General features: G+C 69.2%; 15 protein-coding genes. 8 read left to right on the top strand and 7 right to left on the bottom strand.

The features are described 5' to 3' along the window. Positions 1-63: 63 nt before the first annotated feature. Positions 64-1,914 (bottom strand): DUF4118 domain-containing protein, encoded by a 1,851-nt coding sequence (locus ACIN94_RS27355; RefSeq protein ID WP_400711797.1) that lies wholly within the window; start codon positions 1,912-1,914, stop codon positions 64-66. 162 nt (positions 1,915-2,076) lie between these two features. Between ACIN94_RS27355 and ACIN94_RS27350 the strand changes: the two genes are divergently transcribed. Further along, entirely contained in the window at positions 2,077-2,736 is a 660-nt protein-coding gene (locus ACIN94_RS27350) for a response regulator (protein ID WP_400711794.1), read from the top strand. A gap of 79 nt (positions 2,737-2,815) precedes the next feature. Here ACIN94_RS27350 and ACIN94_RS27345 read toward each other — a convergent pair whose 3' ends face one another. Continuing rightward, positions 2,816-3,334, bottom strand: coding sequence for a response regulator (locus ACIN94_RS27345; RefSeq protein WP_400711791.1), 519 nt, complete (start codon positions 3,332-3,334; stop codon positions 2,816-2,818). 122 nt (positions 3,335-3,456) lie between these two features. On the opposite strand from ACIN94_RS27345, the gene ACIN94_RS27340 reads away from it, so the two are divergent. After that, positions 3,457-3,651: a DUF5999 family protein gene (locus ACIN94_RS27340; protein WP_400712001.1), complete on the top strand. Its 195-nt coding sequence runs from the start codon at positions 3,457-3,459 to the stop codon at positions 3,649-3,651. After that, positions 3,635-4,207, top strand: coding sequence for an ATP-binding protein (locus ACIN94_RS27335; RefSeq protein WP_400711788.1), 573 nt, complete (start codon positions 3,635-3,637; stop codon positions 4,205-4,207). Before ACIN94_RS27340 ends, ACIN94_RS27335 begins: the two co-directional genes overlap by 17 nt. Before the next feature lie 290 nt (positions 4,208-4,497). Here the strand turns inward: ACIN94_RS27335 and ACIN94_RS27330 are convergent, their stop codons facing one another. The 4 genes from ACIN94_RS27330 to ACIN94_RS27315 form a co-directional block, all read right to left on the bottom strand. After that, the gene (locus tag ACIN94_RS27330) at positions 4,498-5,187 is read right to left on the bottom strand and encodes a cupin domain-containing protein (protein ID WP_400711785.1); all 690 of its coding nucleotides are present in this window, start codon (positions 5,185-5,187) and stop codon (positions 4,498-4,500) included. Positions 5,188-5,206: 19 nt separating this feature from the next. Then, entirely contained in the window at positions 5,207-6,034 is an 828-nt protein-coding gene (locus ACIN94_RS27325) for a PmoA family protein (protein WP_400711782.1), read from the bottom strand. Continuing rightward, positions 6,031-7,050 (bottom strand): Gfo/Idh/MocA family protein, encoded by a 1,020-nt coding sequence (locus tag ACIN94_RS27320; protein ID WP_400711779.1) that lies wholly within the window; start codon positions 7,048-7,050, stop codon positions 6,031-6,033. Before ACIN94_RS27320 ends, ACIN94_RS27325 begins: the two co-directional genes overlap by 4 nt. A gap of 110 nt (positions 7,051-7,160) precedes the next feature. Beyond that, positions 7,161-8,567, bottom strand: a complete 1,407-nt coding sequence (locus ACIN94_RS27315; protein ID WP_400711776.1) for a glycoside hydrolase — start codon at positions 8,565-8,567, stop codon at positions 7,161-7,163. 352 nt (positions 8,568-8,919) lie between these two features. On the opposite strand from ACIN94_RS27315, the gene ACIN94_RS27310 reads away from it, so the two are divergent. From ACIN94_RS27310 to ACIN94_RS27300, 3 genes are read left to right on the top strand one after another with little or no spacing between them, the layout of a single operon-like run. After that, complete coding sequence (locus ACIN94_RS27310; protein ID WP_400711998.1) at positions 8,920-10,206, top strand: extracellular solute-binding protein; 1,287 nt, start codon at positions 8,920-8,922, stop codon at positions 10,204-10,206. After that, positions 10,207-11,130: a carbohydrate ABC transporter permease gene (locus ACIN94_RS27305; RefSeq protein ID WP_400711773.1), complete on the top strand. Its 924-nt coding sequence runs from the start codon at positions 10,207-10,209 to the stop codon at positions 11,128-11,130. Beyond that, entirely contained in the window at positions 11,127-11,978 is an 852-nt protein-coding gene (locus ACIN94_RS27300) for a carbohydrate ABC transporter permease (RefSeq protein WP_400711770.1), read from the top strand. Before ACIN94_RS27305 ends, ACIN94_RS27300 begins: the two co-directional genes overlap by 4 nt. A 9-nt stretch (positions 11,979-11,987) precedes the next feature. On the opposite strand, the gene ACIN94_RS27295 is transcribed toward ACIN94_RS27300, so the two are convergent. After that, positions 11,988-13,001: a LacI family DNA-binding transcriptional regulator gene (locus tag ACIN94_RS27295; RefSeq protein ID WP_400711767.1), complete on the bottom strand. Its 1,014-nt coding sequence runs from the start codon at positions 12,999-13,001 to the stop codon at positions 11,988-11,990. A 245-nt stretch (positions 13,002-13,246) separates the two neighbouring features. Here ACIN94_RS27295 and ACIN94_RS27290 point away from each other — a divergent pair, with 245 nt between their 5' ends. Then, positions 13,247-14,617: a glycoside hydrolase family 5 protein gene (locus ACIN94_RS27290; RefSeq protein ID WP_400711764.1), complete on the top strand. Its 1,371-nt coding sequence runs from the start codon at positions 13,247-13,249 to the stop codon at positions 14,615-14,617. 21 nt (positions 14,618-14,638) lie between these two features. Continuing rightward, positions 14,639-17,566: an endo-1,4-beta-xylanase gene (locus tag ACIN94_RS27285; RefSeq protein ID WP_400711761.1), complete on the top strand. Its 2,928-nt coding sequence runs from the start codon at positions 14,639-14,641 to the stop codon at positions 17,564-17,566. The last annotated feature ends 146 nt before the right edge of the window (positions 17,567-17,712 follow it).

Below are 17,712 nucleotides of genomic sequence, written 5' to 3'. Positions count from 1 at the left end.
CCCGGGGTGACCGCCTCGGAGGCGTGGTCACCCCGGTCCGTGGTGACGGGGCCCGGGGCCCCGTCAGTCGTTCTTGATCGGGATGGTCGCCAGCAGCGAGGTGCCGCCTCCCACCGGACTCGCGACCTCCATCCTGCCGCCGAGCGACTCGACGCGGTCGCTGAGACCGATGAGTCCCGAGCCGTGGTGGGGATCGGCCCCTCCGACCCCCTTGTCGCGGATCGAGATCCGGACGTTCGCGTCCTCCACGCTGAGATCGACGTACGCCACGGAGGAGTGGGAGTGCTTGGCCACGTTGGTCAGCGCCTCGGACACGATGTAGTAGGCGGCCACCTCGATGTGCTGCGGCAGGCGCAGGCCGCCGCTTACGCTGAGCTCGACCGGGACGGCGGAGCGGCGGGCGAGCATCTTCAGGGCGGGCCCGAGGCCGCCTTTGGAGAGGATCGCCGGATGGATGCCCCGGGAGAGTTCCTGCAGGTCCTCCACGACGTAGGTCAGACCCTGGGCGGTCTGGACCAGCCGTTCTCTCAGCTCTGCCTGGTCGGGCGGCACGGTGGCCTCCGTGGCCCGTAGCTCAAGCCCGAGTGAGACGAGGCGTTGCTGGGCCCCATCGTGCAGATCACGTTCGATGCGGTGCCGGGTCTCGTCGGAGGCCGCGACGACGCGGGCGCGGGACGCCGCGAGTTTGTCGCGGGTCTCGGCGTTGGAGACGGCGGTCGCGATAAGTTCAACGAGGTCCAGCATGCGCTCCTCCACGTCTTCGGGTTGGTGCTCCGGACTTCGGAAGGAAGCGATCATCACGCCCCACAGGCGCCCCTCCACGCTGATGGGGCTCCCGACCGAACAGGCGATTCTCTGCGCCCGGGCCCACTCGGCGATCTGTCCGAGGGCATGGTCGTAGCTCGTCATCCGTGTCGAGCTCCCGCTCTCCAGCACCCGCGTTGGGAGGCTGTGCTCGTCGCGCGGCCAGCGCGAGCCGAGAGGCAGCGTGTTCTCAGGGCCGCTATCGCTCCACGAGCCGGCCACGACCATCGCGCCGTCGGGCTCGTAGCGACCTATCGCCGTGCAGTTCGCCTCCAGGATGACGCCCATCTCGCGAGCGACCGCACTGAATATCTCCGCAGGGGAGACTCCGCGCGCGACCAGCGTCGCGACACGCCGCAGCGCGGCCTGTTCATGCGCGATCCGGCGGAGTTCGTCACGGCTCGTCTCCAGGGCATGCCCGATGGCCTCACGCTCGTGTGCCGCGCGCAGCAGCGTCCCCAGCGAGGGCATGACCCACTCGTTCAGACGGCGCAGGGTGGCGTCCGGCAGGCCGGCGGGGACGACGAGTGTGCCGAGGGTGGCGGCGCCATCCAGCAGTGGCAGAGTCGTGTGGTCTCCGTCGGCGGTGACCGCGCCGAGCTCGATCGCCAGGAACGGCAGCCCCAGCGCCTGCGCCAGACGGCGTGAGGCCGCCGGCAGCGCCGAGCGCAGATGCTCCGTGCGGAGCAGGAGACGGGCGAGCCGGGCGTCGAGAGCGGCCTCACGGCGGCGCTCGTCGGCCTCGATGGCCAGGGACCGCATCAGCGCCGCGGCCGAGCTGACCAGCAGCGCGACGACGAGGAAGATCAAGAGGTCCAGCCACGACCAGCTGGTGAAGATGGTGAAGGTGTCGCGGGGCGGGAGGTTGAAGTAGTCGAAGACGACGCCGCTGACCACCGCGGTCGCCATTCCCAGGCCCAGGCCCCACACGTATGAGACCACCAGAACACCGAGCAGGTAGAATGCGCCCATAGAGCTCCCGGGCGCGAACTGCTCCAGAGGGTACGTCAGGAGGGTCTCTGCCACGACGCACAGAACGCCGACCACGATCCCCAGCATGAGGGGTGGGCGCGTCGGGCGTAGCAGCAATGACAATAGCCGCGCGCGCATGACTACTACGTTACTCCCATGTCACGCGGAGAACACGGATCGGATACGTCGGTACGTTGACGCCGGTCATCCCGTCCTGCGAGTGACCGGCCGCAGCGTTGACGTAAGACGCGATCCTTTCCCACCTGGGCATGACTCCTACGTGCAAGAGGCGACAGAGCGGTGGACGAAGGACGGACGCGGGTAGCGCTGGCGGACGACGACGTGCTGCTCCGTGAAGGACTCGCCAGCCTGCTTGAGCGGTCGGGGTTCGAGGTCGTCGGCCAGGCCGGAGACGCTCAGGAACTCCTCGCCCTTGTCCGCGAATGCCGTCCGGACCTCGCCATCGTCGACATCCGGATGCCTCCGGGGCACGCGACCGAAGGTCTCGACGCGGCCCGGGTGATCCGTGAGGAGTTCCCGGAGACGGGCATTCTCCTGCTGTCGGCGCACATCGAGGTCGAGCAGGCGATGGAGCTGCTCGCCACCGGGCACCGGGTCGGCTACCTGCTCAAGAGCCGGGTGATCGGCGTGTCCGACTTCATCGAGACGGTTGAGCGGATCGTCCACGGCGGCTCGGTCGTCGATCCCAGCCTCGTGCAGGAGCTCATCACGGCCCGCCGCAGGAACGACCCGCTGGAACTCCTCACGCAGCGTGAGCGCGAGGTTCTCTCCCTGATGGCGGAGGGGCGGTCGAACGCCGGGATCGCCCACCGGCTCTGGATCACCGAGGGTACGGTCGAGAAGCACGTGCGCAGCATCATGTCCAGGATGCGGCTACCGGAGACGGAAGACGATCATCGGCGCGTCCTCGCGGTGGTCGCCTTCCTCGAAGCCCGCTAGCGGCTCTGCCCGGACATTGACCAGGAGATTCCCGGCGGGGATCCCGGCCGAGGAGAACCGGTCAAGGCCGGGGGACGCCCTATCCGTCTCGGTCGGCTCGGCCCACGTCGCCGGCTCTCTGCAGGATCTCGCCGATCGCCCTTCCCGAAAGGTCCGGCTTCGACAGGAACGCGATGGCCGGGCTGTCCGCGATCATCTCCGCGAAGTCCTTCTCGGCGTAGGTCGAGATCAGGATGACGCTCAGCGGATCCACATCCGTCGTGTCCACGAGCTGCCAGACCAGATCGAATCCACTCTCCTCACCGAGATCGATGTCGACCAGCACGAGATCCGGCCGGAGCTCGTCAACCTGGTGAAGAGCTTCGGCCGTTGTCGACGCCGTGCCGACGACGGTAATCCCCTCAGGCTCGAGCACGTGGCGTGCGGCGTCCTTGAAGTGATCGCTGTCGTCGACGATGAGACAACGCAGGGCCACTAATCCAGGATCGCACCAGGCCCCGTACGGGCGCATTGCAGCTAGCAGGAATGCCGGGGGTGCTGTTGGCCTGGGGCCGAAATGGGTGCTGCCAGCGCAGACGCCGGGCGCGGAGAGCGGCATTGTGGATAGCGAAAGCAGCTCACTGGGCCGGAATGTCAGTCGTCATCACCAGACCGGAGCCGGTGGCTCTCCAAGAACTCTCATGCGATCGATGAAGATCGATGAGGATCGAGGTGACGGTTATGTGCCAGCACAAGCCTCCGTGCCCGACCGCGTACGCTCCTGATCACGATGCGGCCCGCCTTGTGGCGTTCCATCCGGAACAGGGATGGGGACTGCTCTGCAACGGTGTGGTGGTGTTCGAGGACACCGGCGAGCTTCTGCCCGACGGACGTAGCGTCCCGGCTCATCGAGGCTCCTATGCACAGGCAGCTTGAACTCATGTGCCGCCGAGGCCCCGCGGCAGGGCGGCCGGCGACAGGCCGGTCCGTAGCCCTGACCCGGCAGGAGACCGGCTGCCCGGAGACGCGGTGCCGGTTCCGGGGACTCCTGCGCGGACTCGGCGAGCTCGCGGCCCAGGCCATCCGGGTGGCACGCGTCCGGCGGGCCTCGTGGGTCCTGTTCTCCGACGCCTCCTCGGCATCCACGGCCCGGCGTCTCATCCGCGCCCAGCTCGCCGACTGGGGATACGACGAGCAGAGCGAGATCGCCGAGCTGCTCGTCAGCGAGCTGGTCACCAACGCCCTGCTCCACGGATGGGGAGAGCCGGTCCTCACCCTTTCCTCCCAGGACGGCACGCTGCGCTGCGAGGTCGAGGACGAGAACCCCGCCCCGCCCAGGGTGGCCGGGGAATCCGAGGACGACGAGTCCGGCCGCGGGATGCTCCTCGTCGACCTGCTGTCCCACTCCTGGGGCACCGGCCACCCGCGCAGGGGAGCCGGAAAGGCCGTCTGGTTCGAGCTGTCCACGCATCCGGCAAGCCCGGTTTCCTGATGGACCGTCCCCGATGAGATGCCCCTTTCCCGAAAAGACCGGCAGCTCAGTCCTTATGGGTGATTGATAAGGGAGTTTCCATGATGCGACAGATTCTTATCTCCAAGCCCAGAAGACCCGCGCCCAGGATCGATCTTGACCTGCGCACACCGAGCGGACGGCGGCTGCCGTACTAGCAGCCCGGAGCCTGCGCACCACGGTGAGCGGGCGCCCTCAGCCGGGAGAGATGTCAGGGCGATGCCAGACCGTCGACGGAGCCGGTCCGGCATCGCCCTGACTCATGTAGGCGGTCAGGAGTACGGCGGCGGGGTCGTCGGAGGGTAGGCCCGCAGGTGGCCGCACATGCCGAGTCTCAGTACGGGGTCGACCGCGGTGACGGTGGCGTCCCGGAGGTGGCCGGGGTCGCCGGCGCGGAGGCGGTCCAGGTGGGTGCCGGTCGACTCGGCTGCCGCCAGGGCTCCCTCCCGCCACCTCCTGCCGAAGTCGTCCAGCTTTCCCGACACGATCCGCAGCGCCGTACGGTGGAACTCCTCCAGGGCGGCCCAGCCTCCGGCGCGCAGTTCCGCCAGGCCCTCGATCGCCAGGTCCCTGCGGCGCCTGGCCGCCTCCTCGTCACCGGCGCCGGCGGCCTCGCCGTACCGGGCGGGGTCGGCCAGCACGGCCCGGGGGAAGGTGAAGACCGCGTCCCCGGCCTCGGGCAGGCCGCTGTTCTGCATCACGACCACGATCCGCAGCCGGCCGCCGGTGTTGACCAGGCGGTGGATCGTGCCGGGAGTGAAGGAGACGGTCGTGCCCGGTCCGAGCGGGGTCTCGGCGTAGCCGTCCCAGGTGAGGGTCTGTACGCTGCCCGAGCCTCCGACGACGACGTACGCCTCCGCGCAGACCAGGTGCATGTGCGGGGAGCCGCCGCACAGTCCGTCGGCGGCCGGCCAGTCGTAGACGCGGAGCTGGGAGACCCCGACGCCGCCCGGGAAGGTCATCGGACATCCACGGCGGGGGTCACGGGTGCTCCTTGACGTAGGACTCCAGGCGGTCGCGGTCCCAGGCGCCGTCGGCCACGACCACGCGGTAGTGGAGGTCGAGTGTCCCGCAGGGGGGGAGGACGAGCTCGTCGGAGAAGGCGATCGACGGGTTGACCGCCGCGAAGGGGGTGGTGCGGACGAACCAGGTCGTGGGCTGTCCGCTGACGAACAGCAGGGTCGAGGAGCGGTCCACCTCGTCGTGCCCGCCGACGTAGGCGAGCCACCGCGAAGGGCGGCCCATCATCTCCGGCCCGTCTCCTCCGGCGGCGATGACCTCGCCGTGCTCGAAGGAGCGGGGGCCGCGCCAGAAGAGGCCGCAGTACCCGGCCATGGGGCGCCCGTTGGTCGTGGGGCTGCCGAACACGAGGTCGCGGCCGCGCACATTGGTGATCGAGGTCGTGAAGTCGAGCGTCCAGGAGTCGTCTTCGACGTCCGTCACCGCGAGGGCTCGGATCTCGTCGACCCAGTGCTCACCTCCCTGGGTGTGCCAGGTCAGCCGCTCGACGCCGGGTGAGAGGAACTCCTCGTGGCGGATCGTCCCGTTGTTGGGGAGGTCGACGTAGGCGGCGGCCTCGCGTACGTAGCTGCCGCCGCCCCAGAAGTTCTCCCCCGACAGGTCCGAGACGGTCATCTGCAGGCCCCTGTGCCACCGGTGGTCGTGCGGGCGGTAGGCGGTGACGACGTCTCCGGCCAGGGTCCGTACCGGATGGAAGTACGGCTTGGGCGACTCGAAGACGGGCGTGTCCGGCTCGTAGACGTATCGGGCCAGTTCGACGCCACGGGCTCCGAGGACCAGTTCCCTCATCGTCTTGCACCTCCGTAGAACGGGTGGTCGACGGTCAGTTCCGCGCGGTGGACGGGGCGTCCGGTGAAGGCGGAGGCGTACAGGCCGGTGACCAGTTCCAGGGCCTGCCGCCCCTCGGCGCCGCTCAGGGGCGGTCGCTCACCGCGTTCGAAGGCGTCGAGCAGCAGGGCGAGCTGGGCGGAGTGGGAGCTGGGCACGTCGTCCGGCGGGTCCCACAGTTCCGAGGTCGAACTCCAGTCCGCGTTGCGGTAGCCGTACAGGTGACGGAGTTCGACGGTCGCCTCGGTGAAGTCGAAGCGGAGGTAGCTCTCCTCGCGGGGGGAGAGCAGACTGTTGACCACGCTGGCCATCGCGCCGTTCTCGAAACGTACCGACGCCAGGGAGACGTCCTCGGTCTCGACACGACGGTCGAGCGTCCCGGCCATCGCGCGGACCTCCGTCCAGTCGCCCAGCACCGACAGCAGGAGATCCATCTGGTGGATGCCGTGGCCCATGGTCGGGCCGCCGCCCTCGGTCGCCCAGGTCCCGCGCCAGGGGACCTCGAAGTACTCGTGCCCCCGGTACCAGGCGGTGACGCAGAGTGCCAGCAGGGGACGGCCGAGCCGGGGGGCGATCCGCCGCAGGTGCCGGGCGCCGGAGCCGAACCGGTGCTGGGAGACCACCGAGGCGTACGCCCCGCGTTCGGCCGCGGTGACCGTGTCGTACTCGGCCAGCGACAGGCAGGCGGGCTTCTCGCACCAGGCCCATGCTCCGGCGCTCAGGCACTCCACGGCCTGCGCGGCGTGCTGGTGCGGGGGAGTGCAGATGTGCACGAGGTCGGGGCGCTCGGCGTCGAGCATCTCGGGGAGCGAGGTGTGCGCGGCGGGGATGCCGTGCTCGGCGCAGAACGCCCTCACCCGGGCGGCGTCCACGTCCACGGCCGCCACGACCCGGGCTCGGTGGGACTCGGCCCGGAGGGCGGGCAGGTGGCAGATGCCCGCTATCCCGCCGGTGCCGACGATGGCGACCCGGATCATGGATCCTCCTGCAGACGGACGTTCTTCCGGACGTGGGGTGGAGCCGTCATGGAGACCTGCGGACGCCGACGCTCCCAAGGGCGGCATCCGCAGGGGTCATCTCGCATGTCTCAGCCGTGTCCTCCGACGACGACCGTGGTGAGAGAGCGGGGCTGAAGGGTCACCGACCGGTGGGTCCCCCGGCTGGGGACCGCGGTTTCGGTGAGGGAGTGCGTCTCGTCGGTCAGGTAGGCGGTGGCCCTGCCTGGCCGGGTGTCCAGGGCCGTGGTCACGGCGGTGGTGCCCGTGTTCAGGATCTCGACGACCTCGGAGCCGTCGGTGTTGCGGTAGGCCGACACCTTCAACGCGGGGCCGGGTGAGGCGGCCTCGACCCGGACGGCGCCGGGCCGGATGAACCGGCTGTAGGCGGCCAGGGCCCACAGGCGTTTGGAGACGTGGTAGTCGTCGCCGTCGATCTGGATGAGGCCGCGGGTGGCGCCGCGTGAGGCCCCGAACCAGTAGACGTAGCCGCTGACGCCGCCCGTGGTGAGCGAGTCGTGGATCTGCTCGGCGACCGCGAAGCCGTCGTAGCCGCTCCCGTTGTCCCAGTTCTCGATCCAGGTGTCGCCGTCCGGGGACCACTCCGACATCCAGGTGTTCCGGCGGGTGGGCAGAGGACCGTCCACCGGGCTGACGTAGGGGTGGCCGGTGTGGGTCGTCACCCACCGGCGGGCGAGCGGGTCGGCTTCGATCGCGGCGGAGAACGCCTTCTGCTCTGTCCAGCCGGCGGCGTCGCAGCAGGCGATCCCGAGTCCCTTCGCGGCCGGTCCGAGAATCTTGACGAACTCGGCGGCCTGGGCGGGAGTGAAACGCATCGAGGCGTAGGAGACCGTGAGGTCGGGTTCGTTGGTGAACCCGATGTCGGTGATCTTGATGCCCTCCTGGGCGTAGAACCTGGTGTACTGGACCAGGTAGTCCGCATACGCCCGGCGCCAGTCGCCGCTCGGGCAGCTCGTGCCGGCCAGGCCGCAGAGGGTGCCTCCGTCGGTGTCGGTGCCGTTGTCCTTCATGTATCCGGGCGCGCTCCAGGCGTCGGCGTAGAAACGTTTCACGCCGTATGCCTTGGCCTCCTTGGCCAGCCAGACCTGGCCGCCGTCGTCGCCGTCCCAGACGTACCTGGGCTTGGCGGTGGGGCCGCCCGGGTCCTGCGGCTGGATGGAGAGCATGAGGTCGTAGGGGTTGGTCGACGAGGAGCCGATGCCCAGGCGCAGGATGCTCAGGCCGGCGCCCTTCTCCCGGCTGAGCCAGAGGTCGAGGATCTCCCTCTGGCGCGCGGGCGGCAGGGCCCGGATGAGGGTGTTGCGCTGGAAGGCCTGGGAGAGGCCGAAGCCGTCGATCCTCTGGTGGGTGATCCGCGGGCTGACCGTGATGGTCTGGGCGGGGCCTCCTCCGTGGGCCTGTGGAAACGCGGGCGAGGACTGCGCGACGAGGGGGAGGGAGAGCGCCAGGGTCAGTAGTGCCCTACGAGGTCGAGGCATATGCCACCCGCTTTTCGAAAGTTTCAAAAGATTTCCGATAGCTTTCGTGCCCTGTAACGTAGATGCTTCCGGTGAGTCCGTCAACGTTTCTCCCGTGCGGTTCGGGGCGTCCGGTGCGGGTCGTCCTCGTAACGTCTCGACAACGGCCGTTGATCCAATCGAAAAGCCGTTGTACCCTCGGCGCCATCGATAGAAACTATCGGATGTATTTCGAAAGTTTCATAGAGAAGTCTGCGGTAACGACGTGGCACGTACACGGGCATTCGCGATGGGAACGCCGGAGCCGATCGGCTGCGGGCCGGCGCGGAACAGACCCGGAGAACCTCGGAAAATGAGGAAGGGACCCACTGTGATGTCGTTGAGTCGGCGAAGTGCGGTGACATTGGCGGCGGTCGTGCTCCTCATCGGGGGCTGCGCGAGCGAGGGGAAACCGGGGCCGGAGGCGGGCGCGGGAGGCGGCTCGAAGGTCACCGTCGAGTGGTGGAACATCTCGACCACGGAGCCGCTCAAGTCCATCTGGGCCGAGAAGGTCCAGGAGTACCAGGCGTTGCATCCCAACGTCATCATCAACAACGTCCCCATCGAGAACGAGGCGTACAAGGCCCGGCTGACGACGCTCACCCAGTCGGGCAAGACGCCTGACATCTACACCACCTGGGGTGGCGGTGTCCTGAAACAGCAGATCGACGCCGGGCTGGCGAAGGACATCTCCGCCGACATCGCCCCCTGGATCGACACGATGGCGCCGGCCTCCCTGCAGGCCTACCAGTTCGACGGCAAGACGTACGCGGTCCCCTACGACATCGGCATGGTGGGCTTCTGGTACAACAAGGCGCTGTTCGCCAAGGCGGGCATCACGGCGCCGCCGGCCACCTGGGCCGAGTACCTCGACGACATCAAGAAACTCAAGGCGGCGGGCATCACCCCGATCGCCCTGGCCGGCAAGGAGAAGTGGCCGGGACACTACTACTGGGCCTACCTCGCCATGCGCGTCGCGGGCCTGGACGCCCTCAAGCAGGCCGCGGTCGACCACGAGTTCGGCGGTCCCGACTTCGTGGCGGCGGGCCGGCACCTCAAGGAGCTCGTCGACCTCGACCCGTTCCAGAAGGGCTTCCTCGGCGCGAGCTACAACACCCCCGACGGGCAGGCCGCGACGATGGGCAACGGGAAGGCCGCGATGGAGCTGATGGGCCAGTGGGCGCCGTCCGTGGAGAAGGAGGCGGGTAAGGATCTCGGCAAGGATCTCGGCTTCTTCCCCTTCCCGGCGGTCGAGGGCGGCAAGGGCTCGGCCTCTGACGCCTTCGGCGGCGGAGGCGGATACGCCGTCGGGAAGGACGCGCCGGCCGAAGCGGTCGACTTCCTGAAATTCATCTCCCAGATCGACAACCACCGTAAGGCGGTGGAGTCGGGAGCGGTCCTGCCGGTGGTGAAGGGCGCCGAGGACGCCGTCAAGGACCCCAACCTCGCGGCGGTGGCGCAGGCGCTCAGCTCCGCGACCGGCTTCCAGCTCTACCTCGACCAGGCCTACCCCCCGGCGGTCGGCCAGGAGGTCAACGACAGCGTGGCCGAGCTCATCGCGGGCAAGAAGACGCCCGAGCAGGTCGTGGAGGCCATCACGACGACGGCGAAGTCCGACTAGATGCGAGCCCCGCGTCCCTGGGGTCCCCGGCTGCGCGGCTGGACGACGATCGCCCTGTTCCTGCTCCCGGCGCTGGCGCTGTTCGCCCTGCTGGTGCTGGCGCCGATCCTCGTCGCGATGTACGCCAGCGTGTTCAAGTGGAACGGCCTCGGCGGCATGCCGACCGACTTCGTGGGGTTCGCGAACTTCAGCCGGCTGCTCGCCGACGAGGTCTTCCTCGGCGACCTCCTGCGGGGCCTGGTCCTGATCGTCCTGTCGGTGACGGTCCAGCTGCCGTTCGCGCTCGGCGTCGCCATGCTGCTCAACCAGCGTCTGCGCGGCCGGGCGGTCTACCGGCTGCTGTTCTTCGCCCCGTACATCCTCTCCGAGGTGATCACCGGCGTCCTGTTCACGATGATCCTCTCTCCCGACCAGGGCATCGCGAACCGGATCCTGGCCGTGGTCGGGATGGAGTCGGCGTGGCTCTCCGACCCCTCGACCGTCATGGCCTCGCTGTTCCTGGTCATGACGTGGAAGTACTTCGGCTTCCACATGATCCTGTACCTGGCCGGGCGGCAGGCCATTCCGCACGAGATCACCGAGGCCGCGCAGATCGACGGCGCCACCGGCTGGGAGGTGTTCCGCTACGTCACCCTGCCGCTGCTCGGGCCGACGATCCGGATCAGCGTCTTCCTGTCCGTCATCGGCGCGATCCAGCTGTTCGACCTGGTCTGGATCCTCACCGGCGGAGGACCCGCCCACTCCTCCGAGACCATGGCCGTCACGATGTTCCAGTTCGGCTTCAAGAGGTACCAGGTCGGCTACGCCAGCGCGATCAGTGTCGTGATGTTCGTCATCAGCCTGGTCTTCGCACTCGGCTACCAGCGATTCGTCATGCGCCGCGACACCGAAGGAGCGATCACCGTCATGCGAGACCAGCGATGAGGGGGCACGCCCCTCCCTCCCGGGTCGCGGCCCGGCTGCGGCCCCTCACCCTGCACGCGATCGCCTGGATCGTCGGGGCGTTCGTCGTCGTGCCGCTCGGGTTCGGCCTGCTCGGCGGGTTCAAGGACACCAGCCAGCTGTCCAGGAACCCCTTCGGTCTGCCGTCGCCGTGGGTCGTCTCCAACTACACCGACGTGCTCGCCTCCCCTCTGTTCTGGCGGCAGCTCGGCAACAGCGTGTTCATCGCGCTGGCGACGACGCTCGTGGTCGTCGGTGTGTCCGCGCTGGCGGCGTTCGTGTTCGCCCGTTTCGCCTTCCGGGGGCGGGAACTGCTGTTCACGCTCTTCACCATCGGGCTGATGTTCCCGTTCGCGGTGGCGATCCTGCCCCTGTTCATCCTGCTGCGGACCTTCGGGCTGCTGGACAACCCGCTGGGCGTCATCCTGCCCCAGGCCGCCTTCGGGCTGCCGGTGACGATCATCATCCTGCGCGGCTTCTTCAGGACCATACCCGGCGAGATCGAGGAGGCCGCGACGCTGGATGGATGCACCGCGCTCGGCTTCTTCTGGCGGATCCTGCTGCCGATGGCCCGTCCGGCGCTGGCCACGGTGTCCGTGCTGGCGATCGTGGGGAGCTGGAACAACTTCATGCTTCCGCTGGTCGTCTTCAACAACCCCGACTGGTGGACCATCCCGCTCGGGGTCCAGCAGTTCCAGGGCCAGTACGCCGCCGACTGGGCCCGCATCCTGGCCTATGTCGTCCTCGCGATGGTGCCGGCGCTCGGCTTCTACGCCGTCGCCGAGCGCCGGCTCGTCGGCGGCCTCACCGCGGGGGCGACCAAGGGATGAGGCCGGCGTTCAGGGGCGGGGCGGTGCCGTACTTTCGCGGACGATGAGCTCGGTGGCGAGTTCGACGCGCCGGGCCTGGGAGTGGTCGCCCCGGCCGATGGCCAGGACCATGCGGGTGGCCAGGGCGGCCATGTCCTGCAGCGGCTGACGGACGGTGGTCAGGGGCGGCCAGGCGGAGCGGGCCAGCGGGAGGTCGTCGAAGCCGACCACGCTGAGGTCCTCAGGGACGCGCAGGCCGCGCTGCCGGGCGGCCTCGAGCACACCGAACGCCTGCAGGTCGCTGCCGGCGAAGATGGCGGTGGGCGGGTCGTCCAGGGAGAGCAGCCCGTGGCCGTGGTCGTGGCCGGAGTCCACCAGGAAGTCGCCGGGGCGGATCAGCTCGGGGGCCACGGCGACGCCCGCGGTCTCCAGCGCCGCCCGGTAGCCGTCGATCCTGGCCCGGCTGCACAGCATGTCGGCCGGTCCGCCGATGATGCCGATCCTGCGGTGCCCGAGCTCCAGGAGGTGACGGGTGGCGGCCAGGCCGCCGTTCCAGTTGGTGGCGCCCACCGAGGCGACGTGGGGGGCGGGCTCTCCCTCCGGGTCGACGACGACGAACGGCATCGAGCGGGCGTGGAGCTGTCCCTGCAGCCCGGCGGAGAGCTTCGACGCCACGATCACCACTCCGTCGGTACGGCGGGCCGCGATCCGCTCCAGCCAGTCCCGGCCGGGCCCCGCGTGCGTGTGCACCACGGAGATCACGGCGCTGGCGTCGGCCTCGCGGGCGGCCGTCTCGGCACCCCGGACGATCTCCATCGCCCACGGGCTCTCGATCTCGGCGAAAACCAGGTCGATCAGTCCCACCGGCCCGTCGCTCTGGCTGACGCGCCGCTGGTAGCCGTGTTTGTGGAGCAGCCGCTCCACCCGCTGGCGGGTGCTCGGGGCCACCTCCGGCCGGCCGTTGATGACCTTGGACACCGTGGGGACCGAGACTCCAGCCTCTTCGGCTATCAGCGCGATGGTCACCCGCCTTTTCGCTGGCATGCGACGGAGTATAGCCGAAAACTTTCGGAGACCCGGGCGGGTGGTACGGCTGCTGCCCAGAAGTGTGACCGGGGCTCTATTGACGTGTTATGCGTATTTTACTTATCCTCCGGATGCGAAACATTCGGATTTAATTCGAAAGTTTCAGAGAACCGCCTCCGGGACCTGCCCGGCCGCCGGCGGCTGATCACCGGGTTCACCGGAGGCCTCGGCACATCCGGTGGTTTCGGCAAAAAGGAGAATTGATGACTCTGCGTGTCTCCGGATCCCGTCTCGTCGACTCGGAGGGCACCGCGGTACGGCTGCGCGGCGTGGGCCTCGGAGGCTGGCTGAACATGGAGAACTTCATCACCGGCTATCCGGCCAACGAGTCGGAGATGCGGCGCTCGGTCCGCGAGGTGCTGGGGGAGGAGCGCGCCGAACTGTTCTTCGACCGGCTGCTGACCTCCTTCTTCGGCGCGGAGGACGCGGCGCTGCTGGCCTCGATGGGCGTCAACTGCGTGCGCATCCCGGTGAACTACCGGCACTTCGAGTCCGACGAGCGGCCGTTCGAGATCATCGAGGACGGCTTCCGCCACCTCGACCGCGTCGTCGGCCTGCTCGCCGAGCACGGCATCTACAGCGTGCTCGACCTGCACGCGCTGCCCGGGGCGCAGAACCAGCACTGGCACTCCGACAACCCCACCCACATCGCCTCGTTCTGGCAGCACCGGCACTTCCAGGACCGGGCCGTCCACCTGTGGGAGGCGATCGCCGCCCGCTACCGGGACCAGCCGTGGGTCGCGGGCTACAACCCGGTCAACGAGCCCGGCGACTCCACGGGCAAGGTGATCGGGCCGTTCTACGACCGGCTGGTCAAGGCGCTGCGGGCGGTCGACCCCGACCACGTGCTCTTCCTGGACGGCAACACCTACTCCACCGACTTCTCGGTCTTCCGCGAGCTCTACGAGAACACCGTCTTCGTCTGCCATGACTACGCCCTGGCCGGTTTCGCGCACGGAGGCCCGTACCCCGGCTACACCCGGGGCGAGTGGGTGGACCGCGCCCAGCTGGAGCAGGCCTTCGCCAAGCGCACGGCCTTCCAGCGGGAGACGGGCACGCCACTGTGGGTGGGCGAGTTCGGGCCGGTCTACACCGGCGATCCCGCGGTCGACGAGCAGCGCTACCAGATCCTGGCCGACCAGCTCGACATCTACGACGCCCACGAGGCGGGCTGGTCACTGTGGACCTACAAGGACGTCGGGCTGCAGGGGCTGGTGCACGCGGCGGGGCCGTACCGGGAGCGGTTCGGGGCGTTCATCGAGAAGAAGACGCGGCTCGGCGCCGACCGGTGGGGCTCCACGATGGAGGAGTCGGCCGACGTGCTGGCGCCGCTCCACTCGCTCATGGCCACCGAGTTCCCCGGGTGGGACCCCTACCCGTGGGGCGCCCGCTACCAGACCGACGACCTGATCCGGCACGTCCTCATCGCCCAGGCGCTGCTGCCCGAGTACGCCGGGCTGTTCCGCGGTCTCGGCGACGACGAGGTGCTGGCCCTGGCCGACTCGTTCGCGCTGGCGGGCTGCGTCCGCCGCGAACCCCTGATCGAACTGCTCACCACCAACCTCGCCACCTGACCCGCCCCCTGAGGAGTTCCCATGCGCACCCTCCGTCCCTGGGTGACGGCCGTCCTGTTATGCCTGGCGATGCTCGTGGTCCCCGGCCACGCACAGGCCGCACAGATCGCCACGTACGACTTCGAGAACGGCACTCAGGGGTGGGGACCCAGGGGCGACGGGGTCTCCGTCACCGTCTCGTCCGTGATGGCGCACTCCGGCTCCGGTTCGCTGCTGACCAGCGGCAGGACCGCGAGCTGGCAGGGCGCGACCATCACGCCGCCCTTCGAGAAGGGGGTCACCTACGCGGTCACCGCCTTCGCGCGCGCGGTGTCGGGACAGAGCACGGTCGCGATGACCGTGCAGCGTACGCCGGCAGGGGGGAGCGTCACCTACGAGCGGGTCGCCGCCGCGACCGTCGGCGACACGGACTGGGCGGAGCTGTCGGGGGAGTACACCTTCACCGAGGACTCCACCGACCTCCAGCTCTACGTGGAGAGCTCCGATCCCACCGCCCGGTACTACCTGGACGACATCACGATCACCTCGCAGGCCGATCCGGGGCAGACCGGGGTGACCACCGATTTCGAGACCGGCACCACCCAGGGATGGAAGGCGCGCGCCTCCGCGCAGCTGTCCGCCGTCGCGTCCGCGGCGCGTCAGGGATCGTACGGCCTGGCCGTGTCCGACCGTGCGGCCTCCTGGGACGGGCCATCCCTCAACGTCTTGGGCAAGATGACCAAGGGCGCCAAGTACGCCGTCTCGCTCTGGGTGCGCCCCGAGGCCGACACCTCGCTCGGCGTCTCCGTCGAGCGGCGCAGCGCGGGGGAGCCCAGCTACGACCGGGTCGCCGCGCCCCGCGAGATCAGGGCCGGCCAGTGGACGGAGCTGAAGGGTTCCTACACGCTCAGCCACGACGTCGACTTCCTGACCGTCTATGTCGAGTCGGCCGCCGGGACCACGCCCTTCTCGATGGACGACTTCACCATCGCCTACGTCCCGCCGATCCCGATCGAGAAGGACATCCCCGCGCTCAAGGACCGCGTGGACTTCGCGATCGGCGCGGCGGCGCAGCGCCGCGAGACACTCGGCGAGCACGGCGAGCTGCTGCTCAAGCACTTCGACAGCCTGACCCCCGGCAACCAGCTCAAGTGGGACGCCACCGAGCCGCGCGAGGGAGAGTTCACCTTCGCCGAGAGTGACTACCTGGTCGACTACGCCGGCGGGCACGGGCTCAAGGTGCGCGGGCACACCCTCGCCTGGCACAGCCAGACACCCGAGTGGGCGTTCGAGGGGGACAAGGCGGCCGTGCTGCGGCGGCTGGAGAACCACATCCGGGCGGTCGCCGGACGCTACAAGGGCAAGATCTACGCCTGGGACGTGGTCAACGAGGTCGTCGACGAGAACCAGCCCGACGGCCTGCGCCGGTCGAAATGGTTTGAGATCACCGGCCTCGACTACATCCGCACCGCCTTCCGGGTGGCCAGGGAGGTCGACCCGGCCGCCAAGCTCTACCTCAACGACTACAACACCGAGTTTCCCCGAAAGCGCCGGGCCGTCTACGAGCTGGTGAAGAGGCTGCGGGCCGAGGGCGTGCCGATCGACGGTGTCGGTCACCAGATGCACGTCAACATCGAGCAGCCGGCTGCCTCGGAGATCGAGAAGACCATCGAGCTGTTCGCCGGGCTCGGCATCGACCAGCAGGTCACCGAGCTGGACGTCAGCGTCTACACCGACTTCGTCCAGTCCTACACCGAGATCCCCGAGACGCTCCTGCTACAGCAGGGCCACCGGTACAAGGAGATCTTCGACGTCTTCCGCAGGCAGAGCCGGCACCTGAGCTCCGTCACCGTCTGGGGCCTGGCCGACGACGGCACCTGGCTGTCGTCCTTCCCCATCACCAGGCTCAACCCGCCGCTGCTCTTCGACGACCGGCTCCAGTCCAAGCCCGCCTACTGGGGCGTGGCCGACCCGGCGGAGCTGGCTCCGCTGAGGCACGGACTGGAGGCCCCGAAGGGCACACCGAAGATCGACGGTAAGCGGGACCTGGAGTGGGATCTGCTCCCCGACACGCCCGTGGCCAGGGTCGGCGACCTGTCGGCGGGGATCCAGTTCCGCTGGTCCGCCGCGGGTCTGTCGGTGCTGGCGGAGGTGACCGACCCGTCCAAGGACAGACAGGACACGGTCACCGTGACGGCCGGCGGTACCAACTACGCCATCCGGCGGGACGGCACGCACGCGCACGGCTTCACCGCGAAGACGGAGAAGACCTGTGACGGCTACCGGGTGGAGGCGCTGCTCCCCGCGGGCACGGCCGGCGTCCGCGTGTCGGTGCGCGACGGGGCCTCGGGGACCACCATCACCTGGGACGGGCAGCTGACCGCGGTCCCGGCGGTCAAGTCGGCCGTGGCGGCCAAGGGCACCCCGGTGATCGACGGGATCGTGGACGCGGTGTGGGCGAAGGCTCCGGAGATCCGCACGGGCACCTGGATCCAGGGCTCGGCCGGAGCGACCGCGCGGGTGCGCGCGCTGTGGGACGCCGGCCGCCTCCACGTGCTGGCCCAGGTGAGCGATCCGCGGCTCAGCGAGGAGTCGCCCAACGCCTGGGAGCAGGACTCGGTTGAGATCTTCGTGGATCCGGACAACGGCAAGACGAAGGGCTACGACGATGACGACGGGCAGTACCGGATCAGCTTCACCGGCAGGCAGTCGATCGGCGGCACCTTCGACGCCTTCGCGATCAAGGACAACCTGAAGAGCGCGGCCCGGAAGGTGCCCGGCGGGTACGTGGTCGAGGCGACGATCAAGCTGCCTACCGTCACCCTCGCCAAGGGTGTCCTGCTCGGGTTCGACATCCAGGTGAACGACGCGACCGGTGCGAGCCGTACCGCCGCCGTCACCTGGAACGACCCGACCGGCCAGTCCTACCTCAGTACCGCGCGCTGGGGGGTGCTCCAGCTCGCCAAGTAAGTCCCGATTTCCGCCCGGCCCGCCCGCCGGGGCGGCCCGGACGCCCGTCGCCTCCCGGCCCGGCGCCGGACAGGGCTCACCCTGTCCGGCCCGGCCGCGGGAGGTATGAGCTCCCCCATGCCGGTGTGGCGTCCTTCATCCCGCGT

The sequence above is a fragment of the Streptosporangium sp. NPDC087985 genome, from assembly GCF_044741965.1.
In the GTDB taxonomy this organism is placed as follows: domain Bacteria; phylum Actinomycetota; class Actinomycetes; order Streptosporangiales; family Streptosporangiaceae; genus Streptosporangium.
The sequence above is the reverse complement of the archived record's forward strand: the minus strand, read 5'-3'. Positions and strand labels throughout refer to the sequence as shown.

Bases quoted from the DNA above. Each gene is read 5' to 3' on its own strand.
- ACIN94_RS27355 (WP_400711797.1), bottom strand. From the start codon at position 1,914: ATGCGCGCGCGGCTATTGTCATTGCTGCTACGCCCGACGCGCCCACCC.
- ACIN94_RS27345 (WP_400711791.1), bottom strand. From the start codon at position 3,334: ATGCCGCTCTCCGCGCCCGGCGTCTGCGCTGGCAGCACCCATTTCGGC.
- ACIN94_RS27340 (WP_400712001.1), top strand. From the start codon at position 3,457: ATGTGCCAGCACAAGCCTCCGTGCCCGACCGCGTACGCTCCTGATCAC.
- ACIN94_RS27335 (WP_400711788.1), top strand. From the start codon at position 3,635: ATGCACAGGCAGCTTGAACTCATGTGCCGCCGAGGCCCCGCGGCAGGG.
- ACIN94_RS27330 (WP_400711785.1), bottom strand. From the start codon at position 5,187: ATGACCTTCCCGGGCGGCGTCGGGGTCTCCCAGCTCCGCGTCTACGAC.
- ACIN94_RS27325 (WP_400711782.1), bottom strand. From the start codon at position 6,034: ATGAGGGAACTGGTCCTCGGAGCCCGTGGCGTCGAACTGGCCCGATAC.
- ACIN94_RS27320 (WP_400711779.1), bottom strand. From the start codon at position 7,050: ATGATCCGGGTCGCCATCGTCGGCACCGGCGGGATAGCGGGCATCTGC.
- ACIN94_RS27315 (WP_400711776.1), bottom strand. From the start codon at position 8,567: ATGCCTCGACCTCGTAGGGCACTACTGACCCTGGCGCTCTCCCTCCCC.
- ACIN94_RS27310 (WP_400711998.1), top strand. From the start codon at position 8,920: ATGTCGTTGAGTCGGCGAAGTGCGGTGACATTGGCGGCGGTCGTGCTC.
- ACIN94_RS27305 (WP_400711773.1), top strand. From the start codon at position 10,207: ATGCGAGCCCCGCGTCCCTGGGGTCCCCGGCTGCGCGGCTGGACGACG.
- ACIN94_RS27300 (WP_400711770.1), top strand. From the start codon at position 11,127: ATGAGGGGGCACGCCCCTCCCTCCCGGGTCGCGGCCCGGCTGCGGCCC.
- ACIN94_RS27295 (WP_400711767.1), bottom strand. From the start codon at position 13,001: ATGCCAGCGAAAAGGCGGGTGACCATCGCGCTGATAGCCGAAGAGGCT.
- ACIN94_RS27290 (WP_400711764.1), top strand. From the start codon at position 13,247: ATGACTCTGCGTGTCTCCGGATCCCGTCTCGTCGACTCGGAGGGCACC.
- ACIN94_RS27285 (WP_400711761.1), top strand. From the start codon at position 14,639: ATGCGCACCCTCCGTCCCTGGGTGACGGCCGTCCTGTTATGCCTGGCG.